19 protein-coding genes and 2 pseudogenes are annotated in these 24,980 nt (G+C 67.2%); 13 read left to right on the top strand and 8 right to left on the bottom strand.

Annotation, left to right across the window (positions count from 1 at the left end; all coding sequences use genetic code 11):
- Nucleotides 1-35: 35 nt before the first annotated feature.
- Together dinB and HH308_RS19745 are read right to left on the bottom strand one after the other, a co-directional pair.
- Nucleotides 36-1,244, bottom strand: a complete 1,209-nt coding sequence (gene dinB / locus HH308_RS19750; protein WP_170195960.1) for a DNA polymerase IV — start codon at nt 1,242-1,244, stop codon at nt 36-38.
- 79 nt (nt 1,245-1,323) lie between these two features.
- The gene (locus tag HH308_RS19745; protein WP_170195959.1) at nt 1,324-2,466 is read right to left on the bottom strand and encodes a MalY/PatB family protein; all 1,143 of its coding nucleotides are present in this window, start codon (nt 2,464-2,466) and stop codon (nt 1,324-1,326) included.
- 73 nt (nt 2,467-2,539) lie between these two features.
- Between HH308_RS19745 and HH308_RS19740 the strand changes: the two genes are divergently transcribed.
- From HH308_RS19740 to HH308_RS19715, 6 genes are all read left to right on the top strand, one after another.
- Nucleotides 2,540-3,337: an LLM class F420-dependent oxidoreductase gene (locus HH308_RS19740; protein ID WP_170195958.1), complete on the top strand. Its 798-nt coding sequence runs from the start codon at nt 2,540-2,542 to the stop codon at nt 3,335-3,337.
- Nucleotides 3,338-3,358: 21 nt separating this feature from the next.
- Nucleotides 3,359-4,801, top strand: a complete 1,443-nt coding sequence (locus HH308_RS19735) for a phytoene desaturase family protein (protein WP_170195957.1) — start codon at nt 3,359-3,361, stop codon at nt 4,799-4,801.
- A 17-nt stretch (nt 4,802-4,818) separates the two neighbouring features.
- The gene (locus HH308_RS19730) at nt 4,819-6,891 is read left to right on the top strand and encodes a TPM domain-containing protein (protein WP_170195956.1); all 2,073 of its coding nucleotides are present in this window, start codon (nt 4,819-4,821) and stop codon (nt 6,889-6,891) included.
- A 79-nt stretch (nt 6,892-6,970) separates the two neighbouring features.
- Complete coding sequence (locus HH308_RS19725; protein ID WP_170195955.1) at nt 6,971-7,408, top strand: MarR family winged helix-turn-helix transcriptional regulator; 438 nt, start codon at nt 6,971-6,973, stop codon at nt 7,406-7,408.
- Nucleotides 7,409-7,502: 94 nt separating this feature from the next.
- On the top strand, nt 7,503-8,705 hold the full coding sequence (locus tag HH308_RS19720) for an MFS transporter (protein WP_170196000.1): 1,203 nt from the start codon (nt 7,503-7,505) through the stop codon (nt 8,703-8,705).
- Nucleotides 8,706-8,728: 23 nt separating this feature from the next.
- Nucleotides 8,729-9,406 carry an SDR family oxidoreductase gene (locus tag HH308_RS19715; protein ID WP_170195954.1) on the top strand — a complete coding sequence of 226 codons (678 nt, stop codon included), beginning with the start codon at nt 8,729-8,731 and terminating at the stop codon, nt 9,404-9,406.
- 236 nt (nt 9,407-9,642) lie between these two features.
- Here HH308_RS19715 and HH308_RS19710 read toward each other — a convergent pair whose 3' ends face one another.
- Nucleotides 9,643-10,032 carry a nuclear transport factor 2 family protein gene (locus HH308_RS19710; protein WP_170195953.1) on the bottom strand — a complete coding sequence of 130 codons (390 nt, stop codon included), beginning with the start codon at nt 10,030-10,032 and terminating at the stop codon, nt 9,643-9,645.
- A 98-nt stretch (nt 10,033-10,130) separates the two neighbouring features.
- Here HH308_RS19710 and HH308_RS19705 point away from each other — a divergent pair, with 98 nt between their 5' ends.
- The 5 genes from HH308_RS19705 to HH308_RS19685 are packed head-to-tail and all read left to right on the top strand — an operon-like array spanning nt 10,131 to nt 15,504.
- On the top strand, nt 10,131-11,291 hold the full coding sequence (locus HH308_RS19705; RefSeq protein WP_170195952.1) for a hypothetical protein: 1,161 nt from the start codon (nt 10,131-10,133) through the stop codon (nt 11,289-11,291).
- Nucleotides 11,288-11,986, top strand: a complete 699-nt coding sequence (locus HH308_RS30495) for a DUF4129 domain-containing protein (protein ID WP_170195951.1) — start codon at nt 11,288-11,290, stop codon at nt 11,984-11,986. The genes HH308_RS19705 and HH308_RS30495 overlap by 4 nt, the downstream gene beginning before the upstream one ends.
- Nucleotides 11,983-13,215, top strand: a complete 1,233-nt coding sequence (locus HH308_RS19695; protein ID WP_170195950.1) for a DUF4350 domain-containing protein — start codon at nt 11,983-11,985, stop codon at nt 13,213-13,215. Before HH308_RS30495 ends, HH308_RS19695 begins: the two co-directional genes overlap by 4 nt.
- Before the next feature lie 31 nt (nt 13,216-13,246).
- The gene (locus tag HH308_RS19690) at nt 13,247-14,212 is read left to right on the top strand and encodes an AAA family ATPase (protein WP_246284729.1); all 966 of its coding nucleotides are present in this window, start codon (nt 13,247-13,249) and stop codon (nt 14,210-14,212) included.
- A complete protein-coding gene (locus HH308_RS19685; RefSeq protein WP_170195948.1) occupies nt 14,212-15,504 on the top strand; it encodes a DUF58 domain-containing protein in 1,293 nt (430 codons plus the stop codon). Before HH308_RS19690 ends, HH308_RS19685 begins: the two co-directional genes overlap by 1 nt.
- Before the next feature lie 678 nt (nt 15,505-16,182).
- Here HH308_RS19685 and HH308_RS19680 read toward each other — a convergent pair.
- From HH308_RS19680 to HH308_RS30735, 3 genes and pseudogenes are all read right to left on the bottom strand, one after another.
- Nucleotides 16,183-17,181, bottom strand: a complete 999-nt coding sequence (locus HH308_RS19680) for a stage II sporulation protein M (protein WP_170195947.1) — start codon at nt 17,179-17,181, stop codon at nt 16,183-16,185.
- 31 nt (nt 17,182-17,212) lie between these two features.
- A pseudogene (locus HH308_RS19675) lies at nt 17,213-18,223 on the bottom strand (IS4 family transposase); the annotation flags it as partial.
- An 85-nt stretch (nt 18,224-18,308) separates the two neighbouring features.
- Nucleotides 18,309-18,479: pseudogene (locus tag HH308_RS30735) on the bottom strand (transposase domain-containing protein); the annotation flags it as partial.
- A 319-nt stretch (nt 18,480-18,798) separates the two neighbouring features.
- Between HH308_RS30735 and HH308_RS19670 the strand changes: the two are divergent.
- On the top strand, nt 18,799-19,653 hold the full coding sequence (locus tag HH308_RS19670; RefSeq protein ID WP_170195946.1) for an RDD family protein: 855 nt from the start codon (nt 18,799-18,801) through the stop codon (nt 19,651-19,653).
- A 16-nt stretch (nt 19,654-19,669) separates the two neighbouring features.
- Here HH308_RS19670 and HH308_RS19665 read toward each other — a convergent pair whose 3' ends face one another.
- Nucleotides 19,670-20,890 carry an acyl-CoA dehydrogenase family protein gene (locus HH308_RS19665; protein WP_170195945.1) on the bottom strand — a complete coding sequence of 407 codons (1,221 nt, stop codon included), beginning with the start codon at nt 20,888-20,890 and terminating at the stop codon, nt 19,670-19,672.
- 70 nt (nt 20,891-20,960) lie between these two features.
- Between HH308_RS19665 and HH308_RS19660 the strand changes: the two genes are divergently transcribed.
- A complete protein-coding gene (locus HH308_RS19660) occupies nt 20,961-21,323 on the top strand; it encodes a TfoX/Sxy family protein (protein WP_170195944.1) in 363 nt (120 codons plus the stop codon).
- 765 nt (nt 21,324-22,088) lie between these two features.
- Here the strand turns inward: HH308_RS19660 and leuS are convergent.
- Nucleotides 22,089-24,953, bottom strand: a complete 2,865-nt coding sequence (gene leuS / locus HH308_RS19655) for a leucine--tRNA ligase (protein WP_170195943.1) — start codon at nt 24,951-24,953, stop codon at nt 22,089-22,091.
- Nucleotides 24,954-24,980 lie beyond the last annotated feature (27 nt).

Below are 24,980 nucleotides of genomic sequence, written 5' to 3'. Positions count from 1 at the left end.
ATCGGCGAGCCCGCGCCACAGACTCCCGACGGCGCCTAATCCGGCAACATCGGCGCGTCCGCGCCGTGGTGTCTGCCCACCAACACGGCCCGGGTCACGGCGTCGACGCCGAATCTCGACCGCAGATCATCCATGGTCTTGTCGAGGCTTTCCTGGTGATCGTCGTCGAACGGCAGGGTCAGCTGGGCGGAATCGGCGTCGTCGAGGTTGGTCAACGACAATCCGATCAGCGTGCAACCACGTTCGGCGATCAGCGGCAGCGCGTCGTGGAACAAGTCGCGCGCCAACGCCATGATGACGTCGGTCCGATCGGTGGGCGTCAGTATCGACTTCGACCGCGTCGCCCGCCCGAAATCGTCGAACCGTAAGCGCAACACCACGGTTCGGGTCAGCCGCTCCGCCTTGCGCAACCGTTTCGCCAACCGCTCGACGATGGCGATCAGCGTCGCTTCCAGGTCGTCGGGCGTCTTGGGCCGACGTCCCAGCGCTCGCTGCGATCCGATCGATCCGCGCCGACGTCCCGTTTCGACTCGACGCGGATCTTGCGCCATCGCAAGGGAATACAGATGCCGCCCGGACGCCCGGCCCAGAACTCCGGACAGTCGCGTCTCGCCGAGTGCGGCCAGCTCACCGACGGTCCGCACCCCGGCGTCGGCGAGCTTGGCCTCGGTGATCGCCCCGACGCCCCAGAGGCGGCGGACCGGCAGCGGATGCAGGAATTCCAGCTCGGCGTCGGGCGGAACCTCAAGCAGCCCATCGGGTTTCCCGACGGCGCTGGCCACCTTGGCGAGGAACTTGCTGCGTGCGACGCCGACGGTGATCGGCAGCCCGACGTCGGCCCGGACCCGCGCCCGCAGCGCCGTGGCGATCTCCATCGGCGTACCGGAGATCCGCCGCAGTCCCCCGACATCGAGGAACGCCTCGTCGACGGAGATGCCCTCGACGAGAGGTGTGGTGTCCCGGAAGATCTCGAAGACGGCATTGCTCGCCTCCATGTACGCGTCGAACCGCGGGCGGGCCATGACCGCACCGGGGCACATCGCCATCGCCTCGCGCCCCGACATCGGGCAACGCACCCCGAATGCCTTCGCCTCATAGCTCGCGGCTACCACGACACCGCCTCCGACCAGCACCGGGCGCCCCCGCAGCTCGGGGTTGTCCCGCTGCTCGACCGACGCGTAGAACGAGTCCAGGTCGGCATGCAGGATCGACGCGTCGCTGCGTTCGGTCTGAGGTATCCGCACGAACATATGTTCGCATCGGGGTACGACAAGTGGACGCGGCATGGTCTCGATGACGGGACCACCGCTTCGCGGCTGGTCCCTACTCGACCGTCGCGGTAGCCGCGATCCGCTCCACGGCCTCGGTCAGCACCTGCGGTGAGCAGGCGAAGTTGAGGCGCGCGAACCCCACCCCCGACGGCCCGAACGGCGGACCGGCCTGCAGCGCGACGCCGGCCGTCTCGAGCAGCGTCGACGCCGGGTCGTCGCCGAGTTGCGGGTAACCCCGAAAGTCGAGCCACGCCAGATACGACGCCGCGGGCGGCGTCCACCGAACGAGCGGCAGTCGCTCGTCGAGCAACCGCCCCAACAGATCCCGACCGGCCCGGATCTCCTCGACCGTCGCGTCCAGCCAGTCGTCGCCGAGCCGATACGCGGCCGACGTCGCCGTCCGCCCGAGGATGCTCGTCCGGAACGTCACCTCCTCGGGTTGGCGCGCGATCATCGCCCGCATCGGCTCCGACGCCGTGACCGTCAGCGCGCATTTCACGCCCGCGAGGTTGAACGCCTTGCTCGCCGAGTGCGCGGCGACACCGATCGAGCGGGCCGCGGCACCGCAGGAGAGGAATGGGACGAAGCCCGGGTCGTAGACGAGCGGCGCGTGGATCTCGTCGGACAGCACGAGCGCGCCGTGCCGCTGCGCCAGTGCGGCGAGTTCGACCAGCTCTTCGCGAGAATGACTGTGTCCCAATGGATTATGCGGATGGCACAACAGAACGGCGCGGGCACCGTCGGCCAGCGCGGCGGCGATCTCGGCCAGATCCAGCCGTCCGTGCGCCAGCGGCACATCAGCCACTCGCCCACCGGCCTCGACGACGAGGTCGAAGAACGGCGGGTACACCGGCGAGGTGATCACCACCGTGTCGCCCGGCGAGATCATCACCCGCAGCGCCTCGGCGATCACCACGCTGACGTCGGTGGTGACCGAAACCCCCGACGGATCGACACTCCATCCCCAGCGTCGGGCGGCGAAACCCGCGAACGCCTCACCGACGTCGCCGGCGCCCGCGACGTATCCCAAGTCGTCGCAACGGATCTGCTCGATCAGCGCGTCGGCGATGAACGGCGCGACCTGGTAGTCCATCTCGGCGACGAACAGCGGCAGCACATCGTCGGGGTACAACGACCATTTCTCGCTGGTGCGACGCCGGAGAACGTCGAGGTCGGGAGCATGGGGTCGGGTCATCGGATCCTCGTCTCGTCTGCTCGGTCGCGGAGATCACCTGCATTGTTCATCTTCACCCGGCACACTGGCAGTCATGGCCTTCCCCATTCGTATCGGTGTCCAGCTTCAACCACAACACGCTCCGGAGTACGCGCTGATCCGCGACGCGGTTCGACGCGCCGAGGACATCGGCATCGACGTCGCTTTCAACTGGGACCACTTCTATCCGCTCTACGGCGATCCCGACGGCGCCCACTTCGAGTGCTGGACCATGCTGGGAGCGTGGGCCGAGCAGACCACGCGCGTGCAGATCGGCGCGCTGGTCACCTGCAACTCCTACCGCAACCCGGAGTTGCTCGCCGACATGGCACGCACCGTCGACCACATCAGTGCCGGCCGCCTGATCCTCGGCATCGGCTCGGGGTGGTTCAAGAAGGACTACGACGAATACGGCTACGACTTCGGCACCGCCGGTTCACGATTGAACGATCTGGGCGAGGCGCTGCCGCGGATCGAGGCTCGATGGGCCAAGCTCAACCCGGCTCCGACGCGCGACATCCCCGTTCTGATCGGCGGCTCCGGTGAGAAGAAGACGCTCAAATACGTTGCGCAGCACGGTGATATCTGGCATTCGTTCCTCCAGGTCGAGGAATACCGGGCCAAGTCGGCGATTCTCGCCGAGCACTGCGCCGCCGTCGGCCGCGACCCGCAGACCATCGAACGCTCGACGGCGGCCGGCAACCCCGCCGACAGCATCGACGACATCCTGCGCCGCGCCGACGCCCTCGCCGACGAGGGGGTCTCGCTGCTCACCGTCGGCGTCGGCGGCCCCGACTACGATCTGAGTCCCCTTGCGGCACTGTGCAAGTGGCGCGACGGGCGCAACGGGTAGGCACTTGTCCCGGTAGCTCGCATGAGTTACGACGCCGTGGTCGTCGGGTCCGGGCCCAACGGACTGACTGCCGCGATCACCTTTGCCGAGGCGGGGTGGTCGGTGCTGGTGATCGAGGGAGCCGACACCATCGGGGGCGGGCTGCGCTCGAGCGAGCTGTTCGAGGCCGGCAACCGCCACGACGTCTGCGCCGCGGTGCATCCGCTCGGGTTCATCTCACCGGCATGGATGCGGTGGCCGCTCGACGAGCACGGGCTGCGATGGCTCACCCCCGACGTCTCCTTCACCCACGTCTTCGACGCCGCGCGCACGCTCAGCGTCGAACGGTCCTGGGAGCAGACGCTGCGCAATCTCGGCGTCGACGCCGCGCGGTGGCGTCGCGTCCTCGGCCCGCTCAGCGGTGACCCCGCGCGCCTGGCGCGACAAGTGTTGTCGCCCCTGTCGTTTCCCGACGATCCGCGGCCGTGGCTGTCGTTCGGTCCGCGCGCACTCTGCTCCACGGACCTGTTGACCGCGGCGTTCACCACCGACGACGCCAAGACGGCGTTCGCGGCCGTCGCCGCACACGGCATCCGCCCGACGTCGGCTCCCGCGTCGGCCGCGGCCGGGCTGCTGTTGACCGCCGCCGCGTCGACGACCGGTTGGCCGATCGCCCGCGGCGGTTCGCAGGCGATCGCCGACGCCCTGGCCGGCGTGCTGCACGGCTTCAGCGGACGAGTAGAAACAGGTTGGCAGATAACGGCTTTCGACGAGATCCCGCGAGCGCGCGCCGTCCTCTTCGATACTTCCCCGACGGCGCTGGCGGCGATTCTCGGTGACCGCCTGCCCGCGGGGTACCGACGCCGCCTGGCCGGGTATCGATACGGTCCGGGCGTGTGCAAGGTCGACTACCTGCTGTCCGAACCGATCCCGTGGCGGGGTCGCGACCTGGCGCGCACCGCGACCTTCCACCTCGCGACGTCCTACGATGTCATCCGCACGGTCGAAGCCGACGTCGCCGCCGGTCGCCATCCGCTCCGCCCGTGGCTGCTCGGCGGCGAACCGACCCGGATCGATCCGTCCCGCGCGGCGTCGAACAGGCATGTCGCCTGGAGCTACTGCCACGTCCCGCACGGTTCCGACGTCGACATGAGCGAGGCGATGACCGCGGAGATCGAACGATGCGCACCCGGGTTCCGAGACGTGATCCTCGCCTCCCGGGTCATCACCGCCGCCGATTACAGCCGCTACAACCCCAACCTCGTCGGTGGAGACATCGGTTGCGGCGCAAGCAGTCTCCGCCAACTGCTGGCTCGGCCGGTGATGTCGGCGAACCCGTACGCAACACCCGTCGACGGCGTCTACCTGTGTTCGTCGGCGACGCCGCCGGGCGGCGGGGCACACGGAATGAGCGGCTACAACGCGGCGCGGGCGATACTTCGGATGGGTAACTTGGCGCGGCGCACAGGAGAAGCCCAGCGGTGACCGGCTAGATTGGCTTCATGGGTTTGCGCACCGGTCTGCCTTTGCTCGCCGCACTACAGCGACTGCTCGCGGCGTCGGTTCTCGCCGTGTTGACCGTCGGACTTGCGGCGATGGCCCTGGCGATGGCAACGGTCGGCGCCGCGCCCGCGCGTGCCGACGAACCGACTCGCCTGCAACAGTCGGTTCTCGACACCGCCAACGCACTCACCAATCAGCAACACGCGAACCTGCAGAGCACGATCGACAAGCTGTACGCCGACAACCAGGTTCAACTCTGGGTGGTCTACGTCCACGACTTCGGCAACCTCAGCGCCCAGGACTGGGCTGCGCGGACCGCGTCGATGAGCGACCTCGGCACCGGCGACGTCCTGCTCGCCGTCGCCACGGATTCGCGCTCGTACTACCTCAACGCATCCGGGAGCATCGACGGGCTCAGCTCGGCGAAACTTACCACCGTCGCCAGTAAGTTCGTGGAACCGCAACTGCACCAAGGAAATTGGGCGCAAGCGGGCATCGAGGCAGCGAATGGAATCACCGACCAGTTGCAGCCCTCGCACACCGGGTTGATCGTCGGGTCCGCACTGGGCGGCCTGCTGGTCGTCGGCGGCGGTGGCGCCTACCTCTACACGCGACGCACTCGGCGTCGCAAGAACGAGGAGGCCATCGAGGCGCTGCGCGACAGTGAAGAGGAGCTGACCGCCGACCAGCTCTCCGCACAGCCGCTGTCGGTGCTCGACCCGTGGGCCTCGGAGGTGCTCACCGACACCGACAACGCCGTCGCCACCAGCGCCGACGAGCTCGCGCTCGCCGAAAGCGAGTTCGGCACCGTCGAAACCGCGCCGTTCCGGCACGCCGTCGAAGCGGCCCGCGCCGGGCTGGCGACCAGTTATGCGCTGCGGCAACGGCTCGACGACGCCATTCCGGAGACCGACGACGAACGCCGGTCGATGCTGGTGCAGATCATCACCACCTGCACCGACCTCGACGCCGCACTCGACGAACAGGCCTCGAACTTCGACGAGATGCGCAATCTGCTGATCAACGCCGACACCCGGTTCGACGAGTTGACCCGCGAACTGGTCGCCGCACAAGCACGCGTGGCTGCCGCCGGACCACTGCTCGCCGACCTGACCAGCAAATATGGTGCCGACGCCCTGACGTCGATCGCGCACAACATCGAATTGGCAGCCGAGCAGATCACCTTCGCCGACGATTCCGCCGACCAGGGCCGCGAGGCGATCGCCGCGCCGGTCGGCAAGCAGGGTCCCGCGGTGGCGGCGATCCGCTCCGCGGAAGGCGCGCTCACCCAGGCCAATCGCCTGCTCGATGCCATCAGCAACGCCGAGGCCAACCTGCGCGCGGCGCGCACACAGCTGCCCGCACTCATCACCGAGGTCGAGGGCGAGATCGCGGAAGCTCAGGCACTTGCCGCGCGCGGCGACGGCGCAGCCGACCTGACGACCGCGATCGCCGCGGCCCAGACGTCGCTCACGTCGGCCCGGACCGGAGCCGTCAACGACCTGCTCGGCTCGTTCACCGAGCTGGTACAGGCGGACGCCGCACTCGACGCTGCGCTGGCCGGCGCACGACAGCGATCGTCGGAGCGCGTGCGACGCAGCGAGCTGCTCACGGCGTCGATGACCGCGGCATCGGCCAAGGTGTCGGCGGCCGTCGACTTCATCGAGACCCGGCGCGGCGCCGTGCAGGCGACGGCACGCACGCGGCTGGCCGAAGCGCAGCGGTTGCTCGATCAGGCGCAACGGTCGACCGGCGGCACGCCCGAGGACATCGCGACGATGACCGACCTGGCCCGACGTGCGGGCAGCCTCGCCGATCAGGCGTTGATGGCCGCGCAGGCCGACGTCGTGTCCTGGCAGAACGCCGAGTCGACCAACTTGACGTCGGATTCGTCGACGGCCGGGGCAGTCCTGGCAGGCGTGCTGGTCGACAGCTTCCTGCGCGGAGCAGCAGGCCGTCCGGGCGGATTCGACGGAGGTTTCGGGGGCGGATTCAGCAGCGGTGGTCGGTCCCCGGGGTCGTTCGGCGGCACCGGGACCGCCGGCCGCATCGGCGTCGGCGGACGTTTCTAGGCGGGGCACACCCCCGGGTGCCCGTTAGGTCGCTCACATCAGCTTGATACTTCGAGTACCTAAGTATTAGGTTATCTATATGTCCATCGACAATGCGAAACTGGCAAGCGAGCTACGTCCGACGCTCACTCGCCTGTACCTCTCATTGCGCAGACATACCCCCATCACCGAGTACACGGCCGCTCAGGCGTCGGCGCTGGCCACACTGTTCGACCACGGGCCGATGCGCATGGGCGAACTCGCCGAGCGCGAATCGATCCGCATGCCGACGGCGACCAGCCTGGTGGACGGCCTGATCAAAAGCGATCTCGCCACCCGCCACGCCGATCCGACCGACCGTCGAGCCGTCGTCATCGAGCTCACCGAACACGGACGCGTCGTGCTCCGCCGGGTGCGCGCCGAACGCGACGACGCCGTGACCGCCGCATTGGCCGGACTCAGTGATGAACACCGAGCCGCTCTCGCTGCCGCGACCGAGGCCCTCAAGGAATTACACAAGCAGGTCGAGAACCTCTGAAGTGGCTCTCCCCGTTAGGTTTGAAAGAAGATTTGTCGTGTTCGAAACCGATGAACAGACCCAGCCCGACACCCACCCCGGATTGTTGGAAACCATGCGCCAGCAGCCCCGGACCGTGTGGATCACGGCCTTCGCCGCAGTCATCGCGTTCATGGGCATCGGCCTGGTGGATCCGATCCTCAAGTCGATCGCCGAGGCGCTGCACGCTCCGGCGAGCAAGCTGACCCTGCTGTTCGGCGTCTACATGGGCGTGCAGGTGGTCGCCATGCTGATCACCGGCTGGGCGGCCGCTCGATTCGGCCCCAAACGCACCCTGACCACGGGACTGGTCCTGATCGTCGTCGCCGCGGGGGTGAGCGCACTCGCCGGCGACATCAACACCCTCATCGCGCTGCGCGTGCTGTGGGGCCTGGGCAACGCACTGTTCATGGCGACGGCTCTGGCGTTCATCGTCGGTGCCGCCAAGGGCAGTCAGTCGGGCGCCATCCTGCTCTACGAAGCGGCCCTGGGCGCCGGTTTGGCCATCGGCCCGCTGCTGGGCGCCATCCTGGGCGAGTGGACCTGGCGGGCCCCGTTCGCCGGCACCGCGATCCTGATGCTGATCGGCGCAATCCTTTGTGCGGCACTGCTTCCCAAGGATGCACCACGGTCGACGCGTACTCCGGTCAAGCTCCTCGACCCGGTGCGGGCCCTGCGTAACCACACGCTGTTGGTCACCTCCATCGGCTCGGCGTTCTACACCGGCGCCCTGTTCACCGTCATCGCGTGGTCACCGTTCGCAATGAACCTGCGGCCCATCTACGCCGGCATGATCTTCTTCGGCTGGGGCCTGCTGACCGCACTCTCGGGCGTGTTCATCGCGCCGCGCATTGCGGCACGACTCGGTCAGAAGGGCGGTGTGATGGCCGCCATCACCGCATACGGCGTGATCATGGCCATCGCCGCGATCGGCACCCTGGAGGGATCTGTCCCGCTGATCGGTTTCGCCGTCATCGCGTCGGGTCTGCCGTCGGGTGTGCTCAACACGCTGTTCACCAGCGTCGCGATGTCGACGGGGGACACCCCGCGGTCGGTGGCCAGCGCCGGCTACAGCTTCCTGCGGTGGATGGGTGCGGCCGTGGCCGCGGTGCTGGTCTCCTACCTCGCCGAATGGTTCGGTTCGAGCGCCGCGCCGTTCTGGTTCGCCGCCGCCTACTGTGTCGTGGCCGTCGCAGCCGTCAGCCTGGTCCGGTCCAGGGCAGCGGTGTCGCACGACGTCGAGCCGCAAGCCGTACTGGTCGGAGCCGAAGAGTTCTAGAGTCCGACGGTAGGCTGCTACGCATGCCGACCGCACTGATCACCGGAGCCAGCAGGGGCCTGGGCGAACACATCGCCCGGGCCCTCGCCCCTACCCACGACCTGCTCCTCGGCGGGCGGCCGTCGGCCGAATTAGACGCTCTCGCAATCGAATTGGAGGGCGCCAGCACATTCGCCGTCGAGCTGACCGACTACGACGAGGTCGAGGCCGCCGCCGAGGCGATCAGCTCGCTCGACGTACTGGTGCACAACGCCGGGATCGCCAGCAGCCTGGAGACGGTCGAGATGACGCCGGTGGACGAGTGGCGGCGTCTCCTGGAAGTGAATCTCATCGCGGCAGCCGAACTCACGCGGGTACTGCTGCCCGCACTGCGTGCGGCGTCGGGGCATCTGGTGTTCATCAATTCGGGCGCGGGGCGTCGGGCCAACGCGGGCTGGGCCCCTTATGCCGCAAGCAAATTCGGCTTGAAAGCGCTCGCCGACGCCCTGCGCCTGGAGGAACCGACGCTGCGCGTGACGTCGATCTTCCCGGGCCGCATCGACACCGAGATGCAGCAGGACATCGTCGCCATCGAAGGCCGCGAATACCGCCCGGAGAACTTCCTGAAGCCCTCGACGGTGGCGGCAGCCGTGGCGCACGCGGTGTTGACGCCGGCGGACGCGAGCCCAGAGGAGATCGTGCTGCGCCCGACGGGGCGCTAGGTCGGATTGGAAACGGCCATCTCACGTGAGCCGAGGTGAATGCTCCCTCGGCCAAGGTGACGGGGCAGAGTTCAATCGGGAGCCTGATTGCAAAATGCGACCTCAGCGTCACCGAGGTGAATGCTCCCTCGGCCAAGGTCAACTTACAGTTTGCAATCGGCCACGCCCCCCCGGGTGTCCTACGCCCAAACGGCCGCTCTCCGGCGGGCGCCACCCAGGCGACCAAGCAGACTGAACTACAACACCTTCAAATCCTCCTGCGCCCACACGGCTCGCATCGACGTGATCTTTCCGTCGGCGTCGAAGACCATGATGTCGACGGGGGTGATCTCGAAGGCCATGCCCGCGGTGTGGGTGACCAGGGTGAATTCGAAGACCGCGGTGTCACCCGCGACCTTCTTCCACTTGAGGGTCGCCTGGCGGTCGTCGAGGTTCTGGATGATCGTGTAGAACTCGATCAACTGTTCGCGGGTGGTGCGGACGTCGGTGCCGATGGGGTCTTCGACGGTGGCGCCGTCGGCGAACAGTTCGACGATGCGTTCGGCGTCACCCGCGGTCAGTCGTTCGATGTACTGCTCGACGGTGTCGGCGATCTTGCCTGCCAGGGTGGCCTGTTCCACTGTCATCTGCGGTTTCCTTGTCTTTCGAGGTGCACTCGCGCACCAATCTAGAACGTGTTCTAGTCCGACCCTAGCAGCAATTTTGGTAGGTTCGCAGGCAACAAATGAACCTTTCGACCGAACAAGGGGGCGCACCCGAGATGACCGACGACGCCGCCGCATCCGGCGAGTCGGCGCACTGGATCGCGCCGAGCACCCAACCCGCTGTGCCAACACCGCAATCCGACCTTCCGCCCGGCTGGGCGCCCGCTGATTTCGCGGCTCCCGGCCCCCAGGCGGGCTTCGACGACCCCGTCGCTCACCCCAGCGAGATCTACGGCTACCAACCGCCCCCGACGTACGCCAACACGCTGGCCGCGCACAAGCCGGGAATCATTCCGTTGCGGCCCCTCGGCATCGGCGACGTCGTGACCGGATCGCTCGCGGCCATCACCACCAATCTTCGTGCGGTGGCGCCGATTTCAGCGGTGATCGCCGTGATCAGCGCACTGATCGGGTTGCTCGTGTCGGCACTGGCCGACTCGATCGACGTCGCCGACGGCACCGCATTGAGCGCATTCGGCGGCCTGGCGGCACTGAGCACCGCCGCAGCGGTGTTCTTGACCGCGGTCCTGACCGGCGCCCTCGCCTACCCGACGAGCCGGGCCGTCGAAGGTCGATACCCTCCGCTGAAGCGTTGTTGGGAACGCCTCGCCCCGCGGCTTCCGGCCGTCCTGGCGATCGCCGCGATCGCATTCGTGATCATCGCGGTGCCGTTGATCGCAGTGACCGCCATCTTCTCCGCAGCGGGTGCGGCATCGTCGGCGGGACTGGCGGTGCTGGGGGCACTGCTCGGCATCGTGTCCGCCGTCGCGCTCGTCGCGGTGACGACGTTCATCGTGTTCGCCATGCCGATCACCGTCCTGGAAGGACTGACTCCCATTGCGGCTCTTCGTCGTTCGGTGGCGCTGGTCCGGCCGGTCTGCTGGCGGGTGCTGGGCTGCCTGCTGCTGGTGGCGCTGATCATCGCGATCGCACAGTCGGTCATCACCTCGCCGACCGGTGACATCGCCGACGTCGCCGACGGAGTGTCCGGCGGGATCGTCGCGTCCACGACGAAACTGATCGCGTCCACGGCACTGACCGCGCTCGCCGACTTCGTCACGCTGCCGTTCCTCGGCACCGCCATCACCGTGCTCTACACGGACGCACGAATTCGGTTGGAGGGCTTCGACATCACACTGATCGCGGGTTCGGGCGACGCGGCGCCGACGGGGTCGCCGTGAGCGCCACCCGCACCCTCGCCGCCGGGCTCGATCCGAGCAATGACGAAGCCCGACGCTGGCTCGAAGACGAGTTGCGCAAGAACGACTATCACCCGCAACCGAGTTGGTGGGACCGGATCAGCGACGCGATCGGCCGGTGGTTCTCGGACTTCTTCCAGAACGTCTTCGGCTCCGACTCCGGTTCGACGCCGCTGATCATCTCCATCGTCATCGCGCTGGCGATCCTCGCCGGGGCCGTGTATCTGCTCGCCCGACTGCGCCGCAATCGGCGGGCCGAGGACACCGCGACGGGGGATCGCGCGGTGCTGGGATCGTCGAAATTGACTGCGGCACAGCATCGTGAGCTCGCCACCGAAGCGTTGCAGGCGGGTGACTATCTGCGCAGCATCGTGTGCAGCATGCGCGCGATCGCCCAGGAGGCGGTCGAACGGACGCTGTTGACTCGCGCGGCGTCGTTGACCGCTCACGAAATCGCGTATCGCTTGACTGCTCCGTTCCCGACCTTGGTGAACGAGTTACTCAGCGGGGCAGATCTTTTCGACGACGTCGCCTATGGTGGTCGGCCCGCGACCCACGAGCACGCACTGACCATCCAGGCTCTCGACACCAAGCTGAAGAGCACCAAACCGCGTCTCGTCGACGACGTCGAGGCGCCCCCGCCCAGCCTCCCACCGATTCGGGAGGCGGCCCGATGAGTGCACCCGCTCAGGCCGCTCCACCGGTGCCCGCCAGGGCACCGAAGGCTCCCCGGCCCCGGCGCTGGATCCTGTTCGCGGTGCTCGGCGCCGTGGCGCTGATCGTCGTCGGCGGCATTGCGGCCCTAGCCGTCTCGGCGGCGTCGAACAAGCTCGGCACCACGTCGGACCCTCTCGACCCCGACAACCCGGGAACGTCGGGCACACGCGCATTGGCGCGCGTGATCGACGCACACGGCGTGCACGTGGACGTCGTCCGCAATCAGAAGCAGCTGTTCGCCGCGGGCCGACCCGATGCGAACACGACGGTGGTCGTCACCGGCGACAGTGCGCTGAATTCCTACACGGCCGGCAAGCTACGCGAAAGGGTCGGCGGCGCAGCACGTTTGGTGCTACTGAATCCGCGGCAGTCGACGCTGACCGAACTCGCACCGCCGGCATCGACCGGATACGGCTACGACATCAGCATCTCGTCGGTCCGGGCCGACTGTTCGACGCCGGGCATCGCGCCGTCCGACGTCATCTCGGCGAGTTCGGCGACCTACGTCGTGGCCCCCGGGAGTTCGGCGACCAGCTGCTTCACCCTCCGGACGTCGTCGACCACCGGCGGCTCGAATGTCGTTGTGCTGCCCGCTAACGGCTCGCGGCCACAGGTCGTGGTCGCGAGCGGTCTGCAGTTCACCAACGGTTCCATCGACATGTTCGACAACGCCGGAGTCGCGGTACGCATGCTCGGCGGCCACGACCGCCTGCTCTGGTACATCCCCTCGGTGAAGGATGTTCCGCCGAGCCAGACCGCCGGCGGACCGTCGGACATCCCGCGGGCGATCGGCCCGCTCATCGCGTTGGCGTTCGTCGCGCTGCTCGCCGCCATGGTGTGGCGCGGACGCCGGTTCGGTCGGCTCGTCGTCGAGCCGCTGCCCGCGGTGGTGAAGGCCATCGAGACCACACAGGCACGCGGGCGGCTCTACCATCGTGCGGGCGATGTGCCGCGTGCCGGCAAACAGTTGCGGGATCACACGATTCGCCGACTCACGAAGTCGCTCGGACTGCCCACCCGGACCGACGTCACCATCGTGATCGACACCGCCGCAACGGCTTCCGGCGCAGAGAGGGCGTGGCTGGCGCACCTGCTCGCCGGACCGCTGCCGGGCACCGAGGACCAATTGCTCTCCTACGCCAACGACCTGTCACGTATCGAAGAGGAAGTTCACCGACGCTATGGCTGATCTGTCCAAAGCTGCGCCCGCGTCCACGCCGATGAGCGCCGCGCACCCCGAACGCGCCCGCGACGCGCTGACCCGGGTCCGCGCAGAAGTGGCGAAAACCGTTGTGGGACAGGATGCCGCAGTCGCCGGAATTCTCATCTCCCTGCTGTGCCGCGGGCATATCCTGCTCGAAGGCGTGCCCGGCGTCGCCAAGACACTGCTGGTGCGCACCATGGCCGCGGCACTGGCCGTCGACACCAAGCGTGTTCAGTTCACCCCGGACCTGATGCCGGGCGACGTGACCGGCTCACTCGTCTACGACAACGCGACGTCGGAGTTCACCTTCCGGCCCGGGCCGGTGTTCACCAATCTGCTGCTCGCCGACGAGATCAACCGCACGCCGCCGAAGACGCAGGCGTCCCTGCTCGAGGCGATGGAGGAGCGGCAGGTCTCGGTCGACGGCGTGCCGCGGCCACTGCCCGCACCCTTCCTCGTCGCCGCCACGCAGAACCCCGTCGAGTACGAGGGCACCTATCCGCTTCCCGAGGCCCAGCTGGACCGATTCCTGTTGAAAGTGACCCTCCCGTTGCCGCCACGCGATGACGAGATCACCGTATTGGCAAGGCACGCAGCCGGTTTCGATCCGCGCAATCTGGCGGGCGCCGGTGTTGCGCCGGTCGCCTCGGGCGTCGACATCGAGGCGGGCGCAGCAGCGGTCCGGCAGGTCGCGATCGCGCCGGCGGTACTCGCCTACATCGTCGACATCGCGCGAGCCACCCGGGTGTCGCCGTCGTTGGCACTCGGCGTGAGCCCACGCGGCGCGACGGCGCTGATGAGCACCAGCCGAGCGTGGGCGTGGCTCAACGGACGGACGTTCGTCACCCCCGACGACGTCAAGGCGCTCGCGCAATCGACTCTCGCACACCGTCTTTCCCTACGACCGGAGGCCGAGCTGGAGGGAGTCGCGGTGTCGACCGTGCTCGATGCCGCCATCAATTCCGTTCCCGTTCCACGCTGATGTACGTCACCGGCCGACTGCTCGGACTCGTCGCGGTGGGCGCGATTCCGACGATCGTGCACCCCGAGTACTGGGTCGTCTTCGTCTGGTTTCTGTTGTGCGCCTTCGTAGCCGTCGGAGACTACCTGGTCGCGGGACGTACCTCGACACTGCTGATCGCCCGCTCGGCGTCGGATCCGATTCGCCTCGGCGACGCATCGTCGTCGACGCTGTTTCTCACGAACATGGACAAGCGTGCCTTTCACGGTGAGATCCGTGACGCGTGGCAGCCGTCGGCGGGGGCGTCGTCGACGCCGCATCGCATCGACATCCCCGGCGGCGAACGTCGTTTTGTGACAACGGTTCTGCGGCCGACGCGGCGCGGCGATCGGCTGGCCATTCGGGTGACGCTGCGACGTCGGGGGCCGCTGGGCATCGCCGGGCGGCAGAAGTCGCAGTTCGTGCCCGGGCAGGTGCGGGCGTTGCCGCCCTTCGATTCCCGCAAGCACCTACCGTCCCGGTTGGCCCGGCTGCGGCAGCTCGACGGCCGGTCCGCGGTGCGGATTCGGGGCCAGGGAACGGAATTCGACTCGCTGCGCGACTACGTCGAAGGCGACGACGTCCGAAGCATCGACTGGCGCGCGACCGCTCGACGCCGCTCGACGGTGGTGCGGACGTGGCAGCCGGAGAAGGACCGGCACATCGTGATCGTGCTCGACACGTCGCGGACGTCGGCCGGGCGCGTGGAAGACATGCCCCGGCTGGATTCGGCGATGGACGCCGCGCTGCTGTTGGCCGCGTTGGCCGCACACGCCGGTGACCGGGTCGACCTGATCGCCGGTGACCGAAAGATTCATCGCCGGGTCACCTCGACGAAGGGTATCGACCTGCTGAGCAATCTGGTCAACGCGATGGCACCACTGGAACCTGCTCTGCTGGAAGCAGATTGGCCGTTGCTCGGCGCCGAGGTAGCGCGGCTGAGCAGGCAGCGGGCCCTGCTGGTCCTGCTGACGCCGCTGGAACCGGCCGCCATCGAGGAGTCGCTTCTCCCGACCCTCGCCGTCTTGGCGCAGCGTTATCGGGTGGTCATCGGATCGGTCGCCGACCCCGCCCTGCCCGCGATGCTCGCCGACCGCGGCGACACCGAGTCGACGTTCGACGCAGCGGCCGCGGCGCGAGCCATCGAGCAGCGTGAGCGGATGGCGTCGGCGGTCGGCCGGCTCGGCGTCGACGTGATCGACGCGGTTCCCGACAAGCTCCCGCCCGCGCTGGCCGACCACTATCTGACGCTGAAGTCGCGAGGACTGCTGTAGGGCCCAGTGGTGTGTCGCACTTGACGAGTTGTATGACGTTGCGTTCCTCTGCCGGTTGAGCGAGCGGAGCGAGTCCAAACCCCACCGGCCGGGGCACTCCACCCGCCGGTTGAGCCGCGAGGAGCGCTAGCGACGAGCGTGTCGAAACCACCACACACGCCGGCCGAGCCGGGCCCGCCGCTCCGCCCGCTGGTTGAGCCGGGCCCGCCGCTCCGCCCGCTGGTTGAGCCGGGCCCGCTGGTTGAGCCGCGAGGAGCGCTAGCGACGAGTGTGTCGAAACCCCTGTACAACAATGCATTTGATGGTAGCGCACGTGTCGAACTGTGATGGAATCGAACATCGAGGCGTCTGCACCCAAAGGGTGCACACGCCTCACTTGCCGGGTGACATCGCGATATTGGCGCGGACCGTCGAAAGTCGTTGTGGTTGAGAGGTTTCGACACGGACTCGGCTAGCGCTACTTCGACTCGGCTAGCGCCTCGCTCAGCACGGCGCTCGTCCGGCTCAACCAGCGAGATGAGTTGAGCCGGGCCGAAGCGAGTCGAAAGCCCGCCGGCGGACAGTGACGAAACCCGCAGCGTCACCGTGGCTTCGACTCGGCTTCGCCTCGCTCAACCACCAGGATGCGGCGAAGCATGGGGCGCGCAAGATATCAATACCATTAGGCGCGACAACCCACTAGGCCGCTACCGGCGCGATGTATCCGCGGTCGCTCTCCGACTCCAGATCGCCGGTCGCGCCGTCGAGATAGGCGTTGCGCCCCAACGTGAAAACGTAGGCGAGGAAGCCGATCTCGGCGGCTACGCCCACCCCGATGCGTGCCCAGGTGGGCAGGGCCGACGGCGTCACGAACGCCTCGATGACACCGGTGATGAGCAACAGCACCACCAGTCCGAGTGCGATGGCCAACGCCGTGCGACCCTCCTCGGCCAGTGCCTGCACCCGGGTTCGGGCGCCGGGTGAGACCCACGTCCAGAAGAGTTTCAGCCCGACCGCCGCCGACACGAACAGGCACGTCATCTCCAGCAGGCCGTGCGGGAGGATCAGGCCGAAGAACAACGAGCCGCGGTCGTGGCTGATCATCATCGACCCGACGACGCCGACGTTGATGACATTGTCGATGAGGATGTAGACGACCGGGATACAGAACACGCCGAATGCGATGCAGACGGCAGCCAGCCAGAAGTTGTTGGTCCATACATGGAAAGCGAAAGCGCCCGCGGCACTTTCGGAGTAGTAGCTCTCGAAGTCGTTGTTGACGAGCTGGTCGATTTCGCTGGGCGAGGCGAGCGAGGACTCGATCCGCGGATGCGACACCATCCACCACATGACCACACCGATCGCCGCGAACGACGAGAGCATGGTGATGATCCACCACCAGCGCAGCCGGTAGAGGCCGGCCGGCAGTGTTCGGGTGAAATAGGTTGCGATGTCGCGCAATGACATCGCCCGGGTTCCGCTCGCCTTGGCGCGGGCGCGGGCCAGCAGCGCCGACAGGTATCCGATGACGCCTGCGTCGGGGGCCGTCGAGCGAATGACCGACAGGTGAGTCGCGACGCGCTGGTAGAGGTCGAGGATCTCGTCGGCTTCGGCCCCGCTGAGGGAGCGTCGTCGGGACAGCTCATCGAGCCGCTGCCAGCTGCCTTGATGTGCAGCAACGTATGCGTCGAGGTCCACGACGTCCAAGCCTAGCCGCAATGCCGGGTAGTTAAGGTCCGTGGGTGGTTGTCAAGGGTGTGGGTGTTGTTGGTGTGTTGACGGTGATGGTTGTGCGGTGGTTGGTGCGGTCGATGGGGCCTTTGGCGCGGTGTTTGGAGATGGCGCGTTTGACCACGCGGGGGCAGGATCGGGATCGTCGTTGGGGTAGGAGTCGGGCCAGGATCGCTTCTGCGATGTGTCTGATGGTGGCGGAGATGGCTTCGTTTGCGTTGCGGCATTGGATGATTCGATCTGCGGCGGCGTGTACGGCGATGCTGAAGCTGGCGCGGTCCGGGGCGACGGCCGCGGGGATGGCGGCGTCGGCGATGGCCAGTCGCAGCGCCTGGTAGGTGCTCAGCAGGGCGTAGAGTTCCTGTTCGATCCCGTCGGGGGTGCGGGCGCGCAGCACCCGACCGTGCAGGAGCGTCGATTTCAGTTCCAGGTAGGTCGTCTCAATTTCCCAGCGCTGGTGGTAGAGCTCGACGAGGTCGGCCGCCGGGTACCGGTCCGGGTCGAGCAGGGAGGTCAGCAGCCGGTAGTGGCCGGTCTTGACCAGAGTGTGGTCCTGCGCGTCGTAGACGTCGATGGTGGCGTCGATGACGCGTAGGGTGACCGCGCCGATGCGGGTGAGCCAGGTCCCGTCGGCGCACCGTTCGATCAGGACGGGTTTGCGGGTGCTGCTGGCGCGGATCAGCAGATCGGCGTGGCTGCCGAGGATGATCGCCTGGTACACCTCCTGCGAGTCGTAGGCACGGTCACCCAACACGAGCATTCCCGACCGCAGGGACCGGAAAAGTTGTGTCGCATACCGGATTTCGCCGTCACTGTCGGGTCCGAATGCGATGTCGAGCAGGGTGCGGGTCGAGCAGGCCACCAACGCGACCACCCGCATGATCGGATAGCTGGCACCACCGTGGGTGCCTTTGACATGCCGGTAGCAGGTGCGGTTGGCGGGCGTGTCGGGCACCGACAGGAACGTGCCGTCTATCGCGCAGACGACCAACCCGTGCCACCGGTGCGCCGGCGCCGGCGCCGGCCAGCAACCCGAATAGCGCCCGCAATGGTGCCACCCCGACTCGCCGCCGCGCCTGGGTCAACGCTGAACTGCTCGGCACGCGGTGCGCGCGAGTGCCCGCGGTCAGGCGTTCCCACACCTGTTCATAGCCCATATCGGCGAACAGTGCCGCGGCCAGCAACAGGTAGACCACCGCGCGGGCGGGCAACGCGCGGATCCGACGCTGGGTGCGGTGGGTGTCGCGCAACACCTGATCAACCATGTCCGGCGGGATCACACTCGTCAGATCCCCCAGGTGAGCAGCGGTGAACGGGCCACCATCATCGTCGTCGGGCAGGACAGTCGTGGCACACTGTGAAGGCATCGGAACTCCCGCGATCGTGGACGGTTTTGGTCGACTATCCATCGATACCGCGAGTTCCGATGCCCACGCCACACGACACACCACAAACCCCGCGCGTCATACTTGACACACCAGCCACACCCTTAACTACCCGGCATTGAGCCTAGCCGCATCGGTGCGGGTTGCGCCCTCGGTCAGACGGCCGACGCCGGGTCGACCGGCCAGTATTGTGGCAGCCATGACGTTTCGCCCGCTGCCGCCACCGGTGTCGGTGTCGACGAGCGCCACCACCGGCGTCGGGCGCGACGATTTCGTCTCCGGTGAAGCCGTCGCCCTCGACCTGCCGCCGGCCGGCGTCGGATTGCGGATTCTGTCCGGGCTGATCGACGTGGTGGTCGACGTCGCGGTGTACATCGGCCTGGTGTTTCTGCTGTTGCAGGTCTTCATCAGCAACCATTTCTTCGACAACACCAGCGTCGCCATGCTGCTGTCGCTGCACACCTGCGTGATCATCGCATCCCTGGTGGGCATCCCGACCGTCTGCGAAACCCTCACGCGCGGAAAGACTCTGGGGCATCTGGTGGTCGGCTTGCGCACCGTGCGCGACGACGCCGGGCCGATCACTTTCCGGCAGGCGTTGACCCGCGCCATGCTCGGCTTCGTCGAAATCTACAGTTGCGGTGGACTTCCCGCGCTGTTGTGCTCGGCGGTCAGCCGCAAAGGCAAGCGCTTCGGCGACTTGCTGGCCGGCACTTATGTTGTGCGCGACCGCTTTTCGCTGAACCTTCCGCAGCCGGCGCCTATGCCGCCGGAGTTGGCCGGGTGGGCGTCGACCGCCGATCTGGCACCCCTGCCAGTGCCCCTCACGATCGCCGCGCGCTCATTCTTCGCTCGCGCCGACACCATGACTCCTCCTGCGCGCGCACAACTCGGCGGTCAACTGGCGGGTCAGATGGCTCGCTTCGTCGCACCGCCGCCACCGGCCGCGGCGCCACCGGAAATGGTCATCGCCGCGATACTCGCCGAGCGACGGACCCGCGATGCCGCTCGCATCGCGCGTGATCAGCGGCTGCGCGAGCGCGTCGCGGGATAGCGCGGCGTCAGGACTCCTACTTCAGCTGACCCGAGCTCAGTCCGAGGATGCGGCGCGCGATGACCAGCTGCTGAATCTGCTGGGTGCCTTCGAAGATATCGAGGATCTTCGCGTCGCGAGCCCACTTCTCGACCAGGTCGCGCTCGGAATAGCCTGCGGTAGCAGCGATTTCAACGACTTTGTTGGTGAGGTCGTTGACCATCCGGCCGGCTTTGGCCTTCGACATCGATGCCTCGACCGAGTTCGCATCCTTGTTGTCGCTCATCCACGCGGCGCGCAGAGTCAGCAGCCAGGCTGCTTCGAGGTCGGATTCCAGGCGGATGTACTCGGCGACGGCCGCGTGCTGCGCAGCGGCGGGACGGTCGTAGTCGATGTCGTGGCCGGCGTCTTCGAGGATCTTCGCGTAGGACTCCAACGCCGCCTGGGCCAGACCGACGGCCATCGCGGCGACGACGGGCCGGGTGTTGTCGAAGGTCTGCATGACCCCGCCGAAGGCCTTCTTGGTGTCGATCTCCGGCGAACCGAGCAGGTTCTCGGCGGGTACGCGGGCATTCTCGAAACGGACGACGGCGGTATCGGAGGATTTGATGCCGAGTTTGTGTTCGAGGCGGGCGACCGTCACACCGTCGGTGCTCATCGGTACGACGAAGCTCTTGATCGCGGCGCGGCCGGCGGTCTTGTCGATCGTCGCCCAGACGACGACGTGGTCGGCGCGTGAGCCGGCGGTGACGAAGATCTTCTCGCCGTTGATCAGGTAGTCGTCGTAACTTTCCCCGTCGCTGCGCTCACCCCGGTCGCGGGTGGCCGTCGTCGAGACGGCGGCGGAGTCCGAGCCGAAGCTGGGTTCGGTGATCGCCATCGCGGCCCATACGTCGCCGAAGCGCTCGAGCTGCTCTTCGTTGGCGACCGCCGCGATGGCGGCGTTGCCGAGTCCGCGGCCCGGAATGGACAGCATCAGGCCGACGTCGCCCCAGCTCATCTCGCGGGCCGAGAGCACCGCGCGCATGTTGGCGCCGTTGACCGTGTCCGGTTTGGGTCCGGTGGCGTCGCCGTCGGACTTCTTCTCGGCCGACGCCGCCTGCTTGGCGAGTTTCGCCAGGTCGTCGAGCTCTTTGGGATATTCGTGCTCGGCCTTGTCGTACTTGCGGGAGATGGGCCGGAAGATGTGTTCGGCTGCGAGGTGCGTGCGCTCGACCGTCGAATTCAGCTTCTCCGGCAGCTCAAGGTTGATTGCCATGGGCGCTACCTTACTCCGCGGTAAGATAAAAGGCCAGTGAGCTGCGCCACCGCTGAGTAGGCTCGTGGCCATGGCATACGACGCCGATCTGGCCAACCGCGTCCGTGAGTTGTTCGCCGAATTCTGCGCCCGCGACGACGTCGCCGTCACGGGGTCGTCGATCACCGAGAAGGCCATGTTCGGCGGACTCGGCTTCATGGTCAACGGGCACATGACGGTGGCGGTCAGCCGGGAGGGCGGGATCCTCGGGCGGTGCGCCGTCGACGACACCGAGGCGATCCTCAAGAAGGCACACACTGGGCCGATGGTCATGCGCGGCAAGGAGATGCGTGGCTGGTTCCGCGTCGACGCCGAGGGTCTCGCTACGAAGCGTCAGCTGCGGACGTGGATGCAGCGGTGCACGTCGTACACGAGTGGGCTGGATCCGAAGTAGCGAGTTTGTCGGTGGCGTGTGGTCGAATGCTGTCATCGAACAACCGGGGGTGCCACCATGGAGGTCGTGGGCCGGCGCGCAACCGCTCGTTCCACGCTTCGGCACTCGGGCCCGGATCCACCGATGGTGGCTCTCTCCGCTGGTTGAGCCGGTCCGAGCGCCGTGCTGAGCGAGGCGCTAGCCGAGTCGAAGTAGCGCTAGCCGAGTCCGTGTCGAAACCACGGTGACACAACGACTTTCGACGGTCCGCGCCAATATCGGCGACTCTCACCCGGCAAGTATCGCGTGTGCACCCTTCGGATGCACGCGCCTCGATGTTCGATTCCGTCACAGTTCGACACGTGCGCTACCATCAAATGCATTGTGGTACAGGGGTTTCGACACGCTCGTCGCCAACGCTCCTCACGGCTCAACCAGCAGATGCAGTGCCCGGACCGGTGAAACCAGGCTCGAGGAGGGTAGGGTTGCGGCCCGAAATCCCGTTCCCCAGTTGATCTTTCGGCTCGCCAACCCCTCTACTTCGATACAACCGCTCGTTCCTCGCGGTCACTCAGCACGGCGGCTACACCGAAGCTCGTTCCTCGCTTCGGCACTCGGGGAGCGAGGGGGTCGCGGACCGAAATCCCTTTCCCCAGTTGGTCTTTCGGCTCACCAACCCCTCGTTACACCGAAGCTCGTTCCTCGCTTCGGCACTCGGGGAGCGAGGGGGTCGCGGCCCGAAATCCCGTTCCTCGCTTCGGCACTGGGGGCAGCGGCGGCTCCCGACTACGGGACCACGTTCACCATTCGGCCTGGTACGTAGATCACCTTGCGGGGCTCGCCGTCGAGCAGCGGGGCGATCTTCTCGTCCGCCAGGGCCGCGGCGCGGACCGTCGTCTCGTCGGCGTCGGCCGCCACCGTGATCCGGCTGCGCACTTTGCCTTTCACTTGGATGGGGATCTCGATGGTGGCCTCCACCAGCAGTGACTCGTCGGCGACGGGGAACGGACCACGCACCAACATGCCGTCGTGGCCCAACCGCAGCCACAGTTCTTCGGCGATGTGCGGCGCCAGCGGTGCGAGCATCGTCACCAGCGGCTCCACCGCCGCGCGGGGCGCGCCACCCGGGTACTGCTTGGTCAGGTGGTTGGTGAACTCGATCAGCTTCGCCACCGCGGTGTTATTGCGCAGTGCCGCATAGTCTTCGCGCACACCGGCGATCGTCTTGTGCAGCAGCTTGTCGGTGTCCTGCGACAATTCGGCGTCGACGACGACCGTCGCCCCGGACTCCTCGTCGACGACGAGTCGCCACACGCGTTGCAGGAATCGTTGTGCGCCGACGACATCCTTCGTCGCCCACGGGCGCGACTGGTCCAACGGTCCCATGAACATCTCGTAGACGCGCAGCGTGTCGGCGCCGTAGTCCCGCGCGATGTCGTCGGGCGCCACCGAGTTCTTCAGGGACTTACCCATCTTGCCGTACTCCTGCGTGACCGGCTTGCCATCGTAGAAGTACTTGCCGCCCTCGACGACGACGTCTTCGGCGGGCACGTACACGCCGCGCTCATCGGTGTACGCGAAGGCCTGAATCATGCCCTGGTTGAACAGCTTTCGGTACGGTTCGGCGCTTGTCACGTAGCCGAGATCGAACAGCACCTTGTGCCAGAACCGCGAATACAGCAGGTGCAGCACCGCATGCTCGACGCCGCCGATGTACAGGTCCAGCCCGCCGGGGTCGTTCTCACCGTGTTCGCCCGGCCGCGGTCCCATCCAATAGGCCTCGTTCTCCTTGGCGCAGAACTCGGTCTCGTTGGTGGGATCGATGTAGCGCAGCTGGTACCACGAACTTCCGGCCCATTGCGGCATCACATTGGCGTCCCGGGTGTACGTCTTGCGCCCGTCGCCCAGATCCAGTTCGACGGTCATCCACTCGGTGGCCTTGGCCAGCGGGGGAGAAGGTTCGCTGTCGGCGTCGTCGGGATCGAAGGCGACCGGTGCGTAGTCCTCGACCTCGGGCAGCTCGATCGGCAGCATCGACTCCGGCAGCGCATGCGCGCGACCATCGGCGTCGTAGACGATGGGGAACGGCTCGCCCCAATACCGCTGACGGGCGAACAGCCAGTCGCGCAGCTTGAAAGCGACTGTGCCCGAACCGCTTCCATCCGATTCCAGGCGATCGATCATCGCCGACTTGGCCGCCTCGACGTCGAGTCCGGTCAAGAAGTCGGAGTTCACCAGCGGGCCGTCGCCGACGAAGGCCTCGGTCTGCACGTCGACGTCGGAGCCGATCACCTCGACGATCGGCAGCCCGAACTCGGACGCGAACTCATGGTCGCGGCCGTCGTGGGCGGGCACCGCCATGATGGCGCCGGTGCCGTAGCCGATCAGTACGTAGTCGGCGATGAAGACCGGAACCTGTTGCCCGTTAACGGGATTCGTCGCATAGCCACCGGTGAAGACGCCGGTCTTCTCTTTGTTCTCCTGCCGCTCCAGGTCGGACTTCGCTGCGATGGCGGCCCGGTACGCCGCCACCGCGGATGCCGGATCTGCTTGTCCGCCAGTCCATTTGGGGTTAACATCGGCCGGGTAGTCGGCCGCGACCAACTCGTCGACCAGCGGATGCTCCGGCGCCAGCACCATGTAGGTGGCGCCGAACAGCGTGTCGGGACGCGTCGTGAACACCTCGATCGACGACTCGGTCCCGGGCACCGGGAAATGCACCCGTGCACCACGCGAGCGCCCAATCCAGTTGCGCTGCATGGTCTTGACCTTCTCCGGCCAGTCCAGCCGATCCAGGTCGTCGAGCAGGCGATCGGAGTAGGCGGTGATCCGCATCATCCACTGGCGCAGGCGCTTGCGGAAGACCGGGAAGTTGCCGCGCTCGCTGCGTCCGTCGGCGGTGACCTCTTCGTTGGCCAGGACGGTACCCAGACCGGGGCACCAGTTGACCAGCGAATCACTTTCGTAAACAAGGCGATACGAGTCGACAACTGCGGCCCGCGCGGCGGCGTCCAGATCAGCCCAGACCCGGCCGTCGTCGAGCGTGCGCGCGCCGGAATCCAATTCGGCGATCAGCTCATCGATGCGACGCGCGCGGCCGGCGGACTCGTCGTACCAGGCGTTGTAGATCTGCAGGAAGATCCACTGGGTCCAGCGGTAGAAGTCGACGTCGGTGGTCGCGACGCGGCGTCGTTCATCGTGGCCCAGGCCCAGCCGGCGGATCTGGGCGAGATAGCGCTCGATGTTCGCCTCGGTCGTGGTGCGCGGATGCGTGCCGGTCTGCACGGCGTACTGCTCCGCGGGCAGGCCGAACGAATCGAAGCCCATGGTGTGCAGAACATTACGTCCGTCCATTCGGGCGAACCGCGCGAAGACGTCACTGGCGATGAAGCCCAACGGGTGCCCCACGTGCAGGCCGGCGCCCGACGGATACGGGAACATGTCCTGGACGAAGAGCTTGCGCTCGCCCGAGGCGGCCTCGCCGCCGAACGCTTCGAGATCGCCTGCCAACGGGCCGACCGGATTGGGTGCTTCGAACGCCTTACGATCGGTCCAGTTCTGCTGCCATCGCTGCTCAAGCGCACCGGCCAGTTCGGCGGTGTAGCGGTGGGGCGCGCTCGGCGCGGCGTCGGCGGGATTCGATCCAGTCACCCCACCAGCGTAAATCGTGCGCAGTCT

Source organism: Gordonia asplenii (assembly GCF_012933505.1).
GTDB lineage: Bacteria > Actinomycetota > Actinomycetes > Mycobacteriales > Mycobacteriaceae > Gordonia > Gordonia asplenii.
Note: the sequence above shows the minus strand (reverse complement) of the source record. Positions and strands in the feature narration are given on the sequence as shown.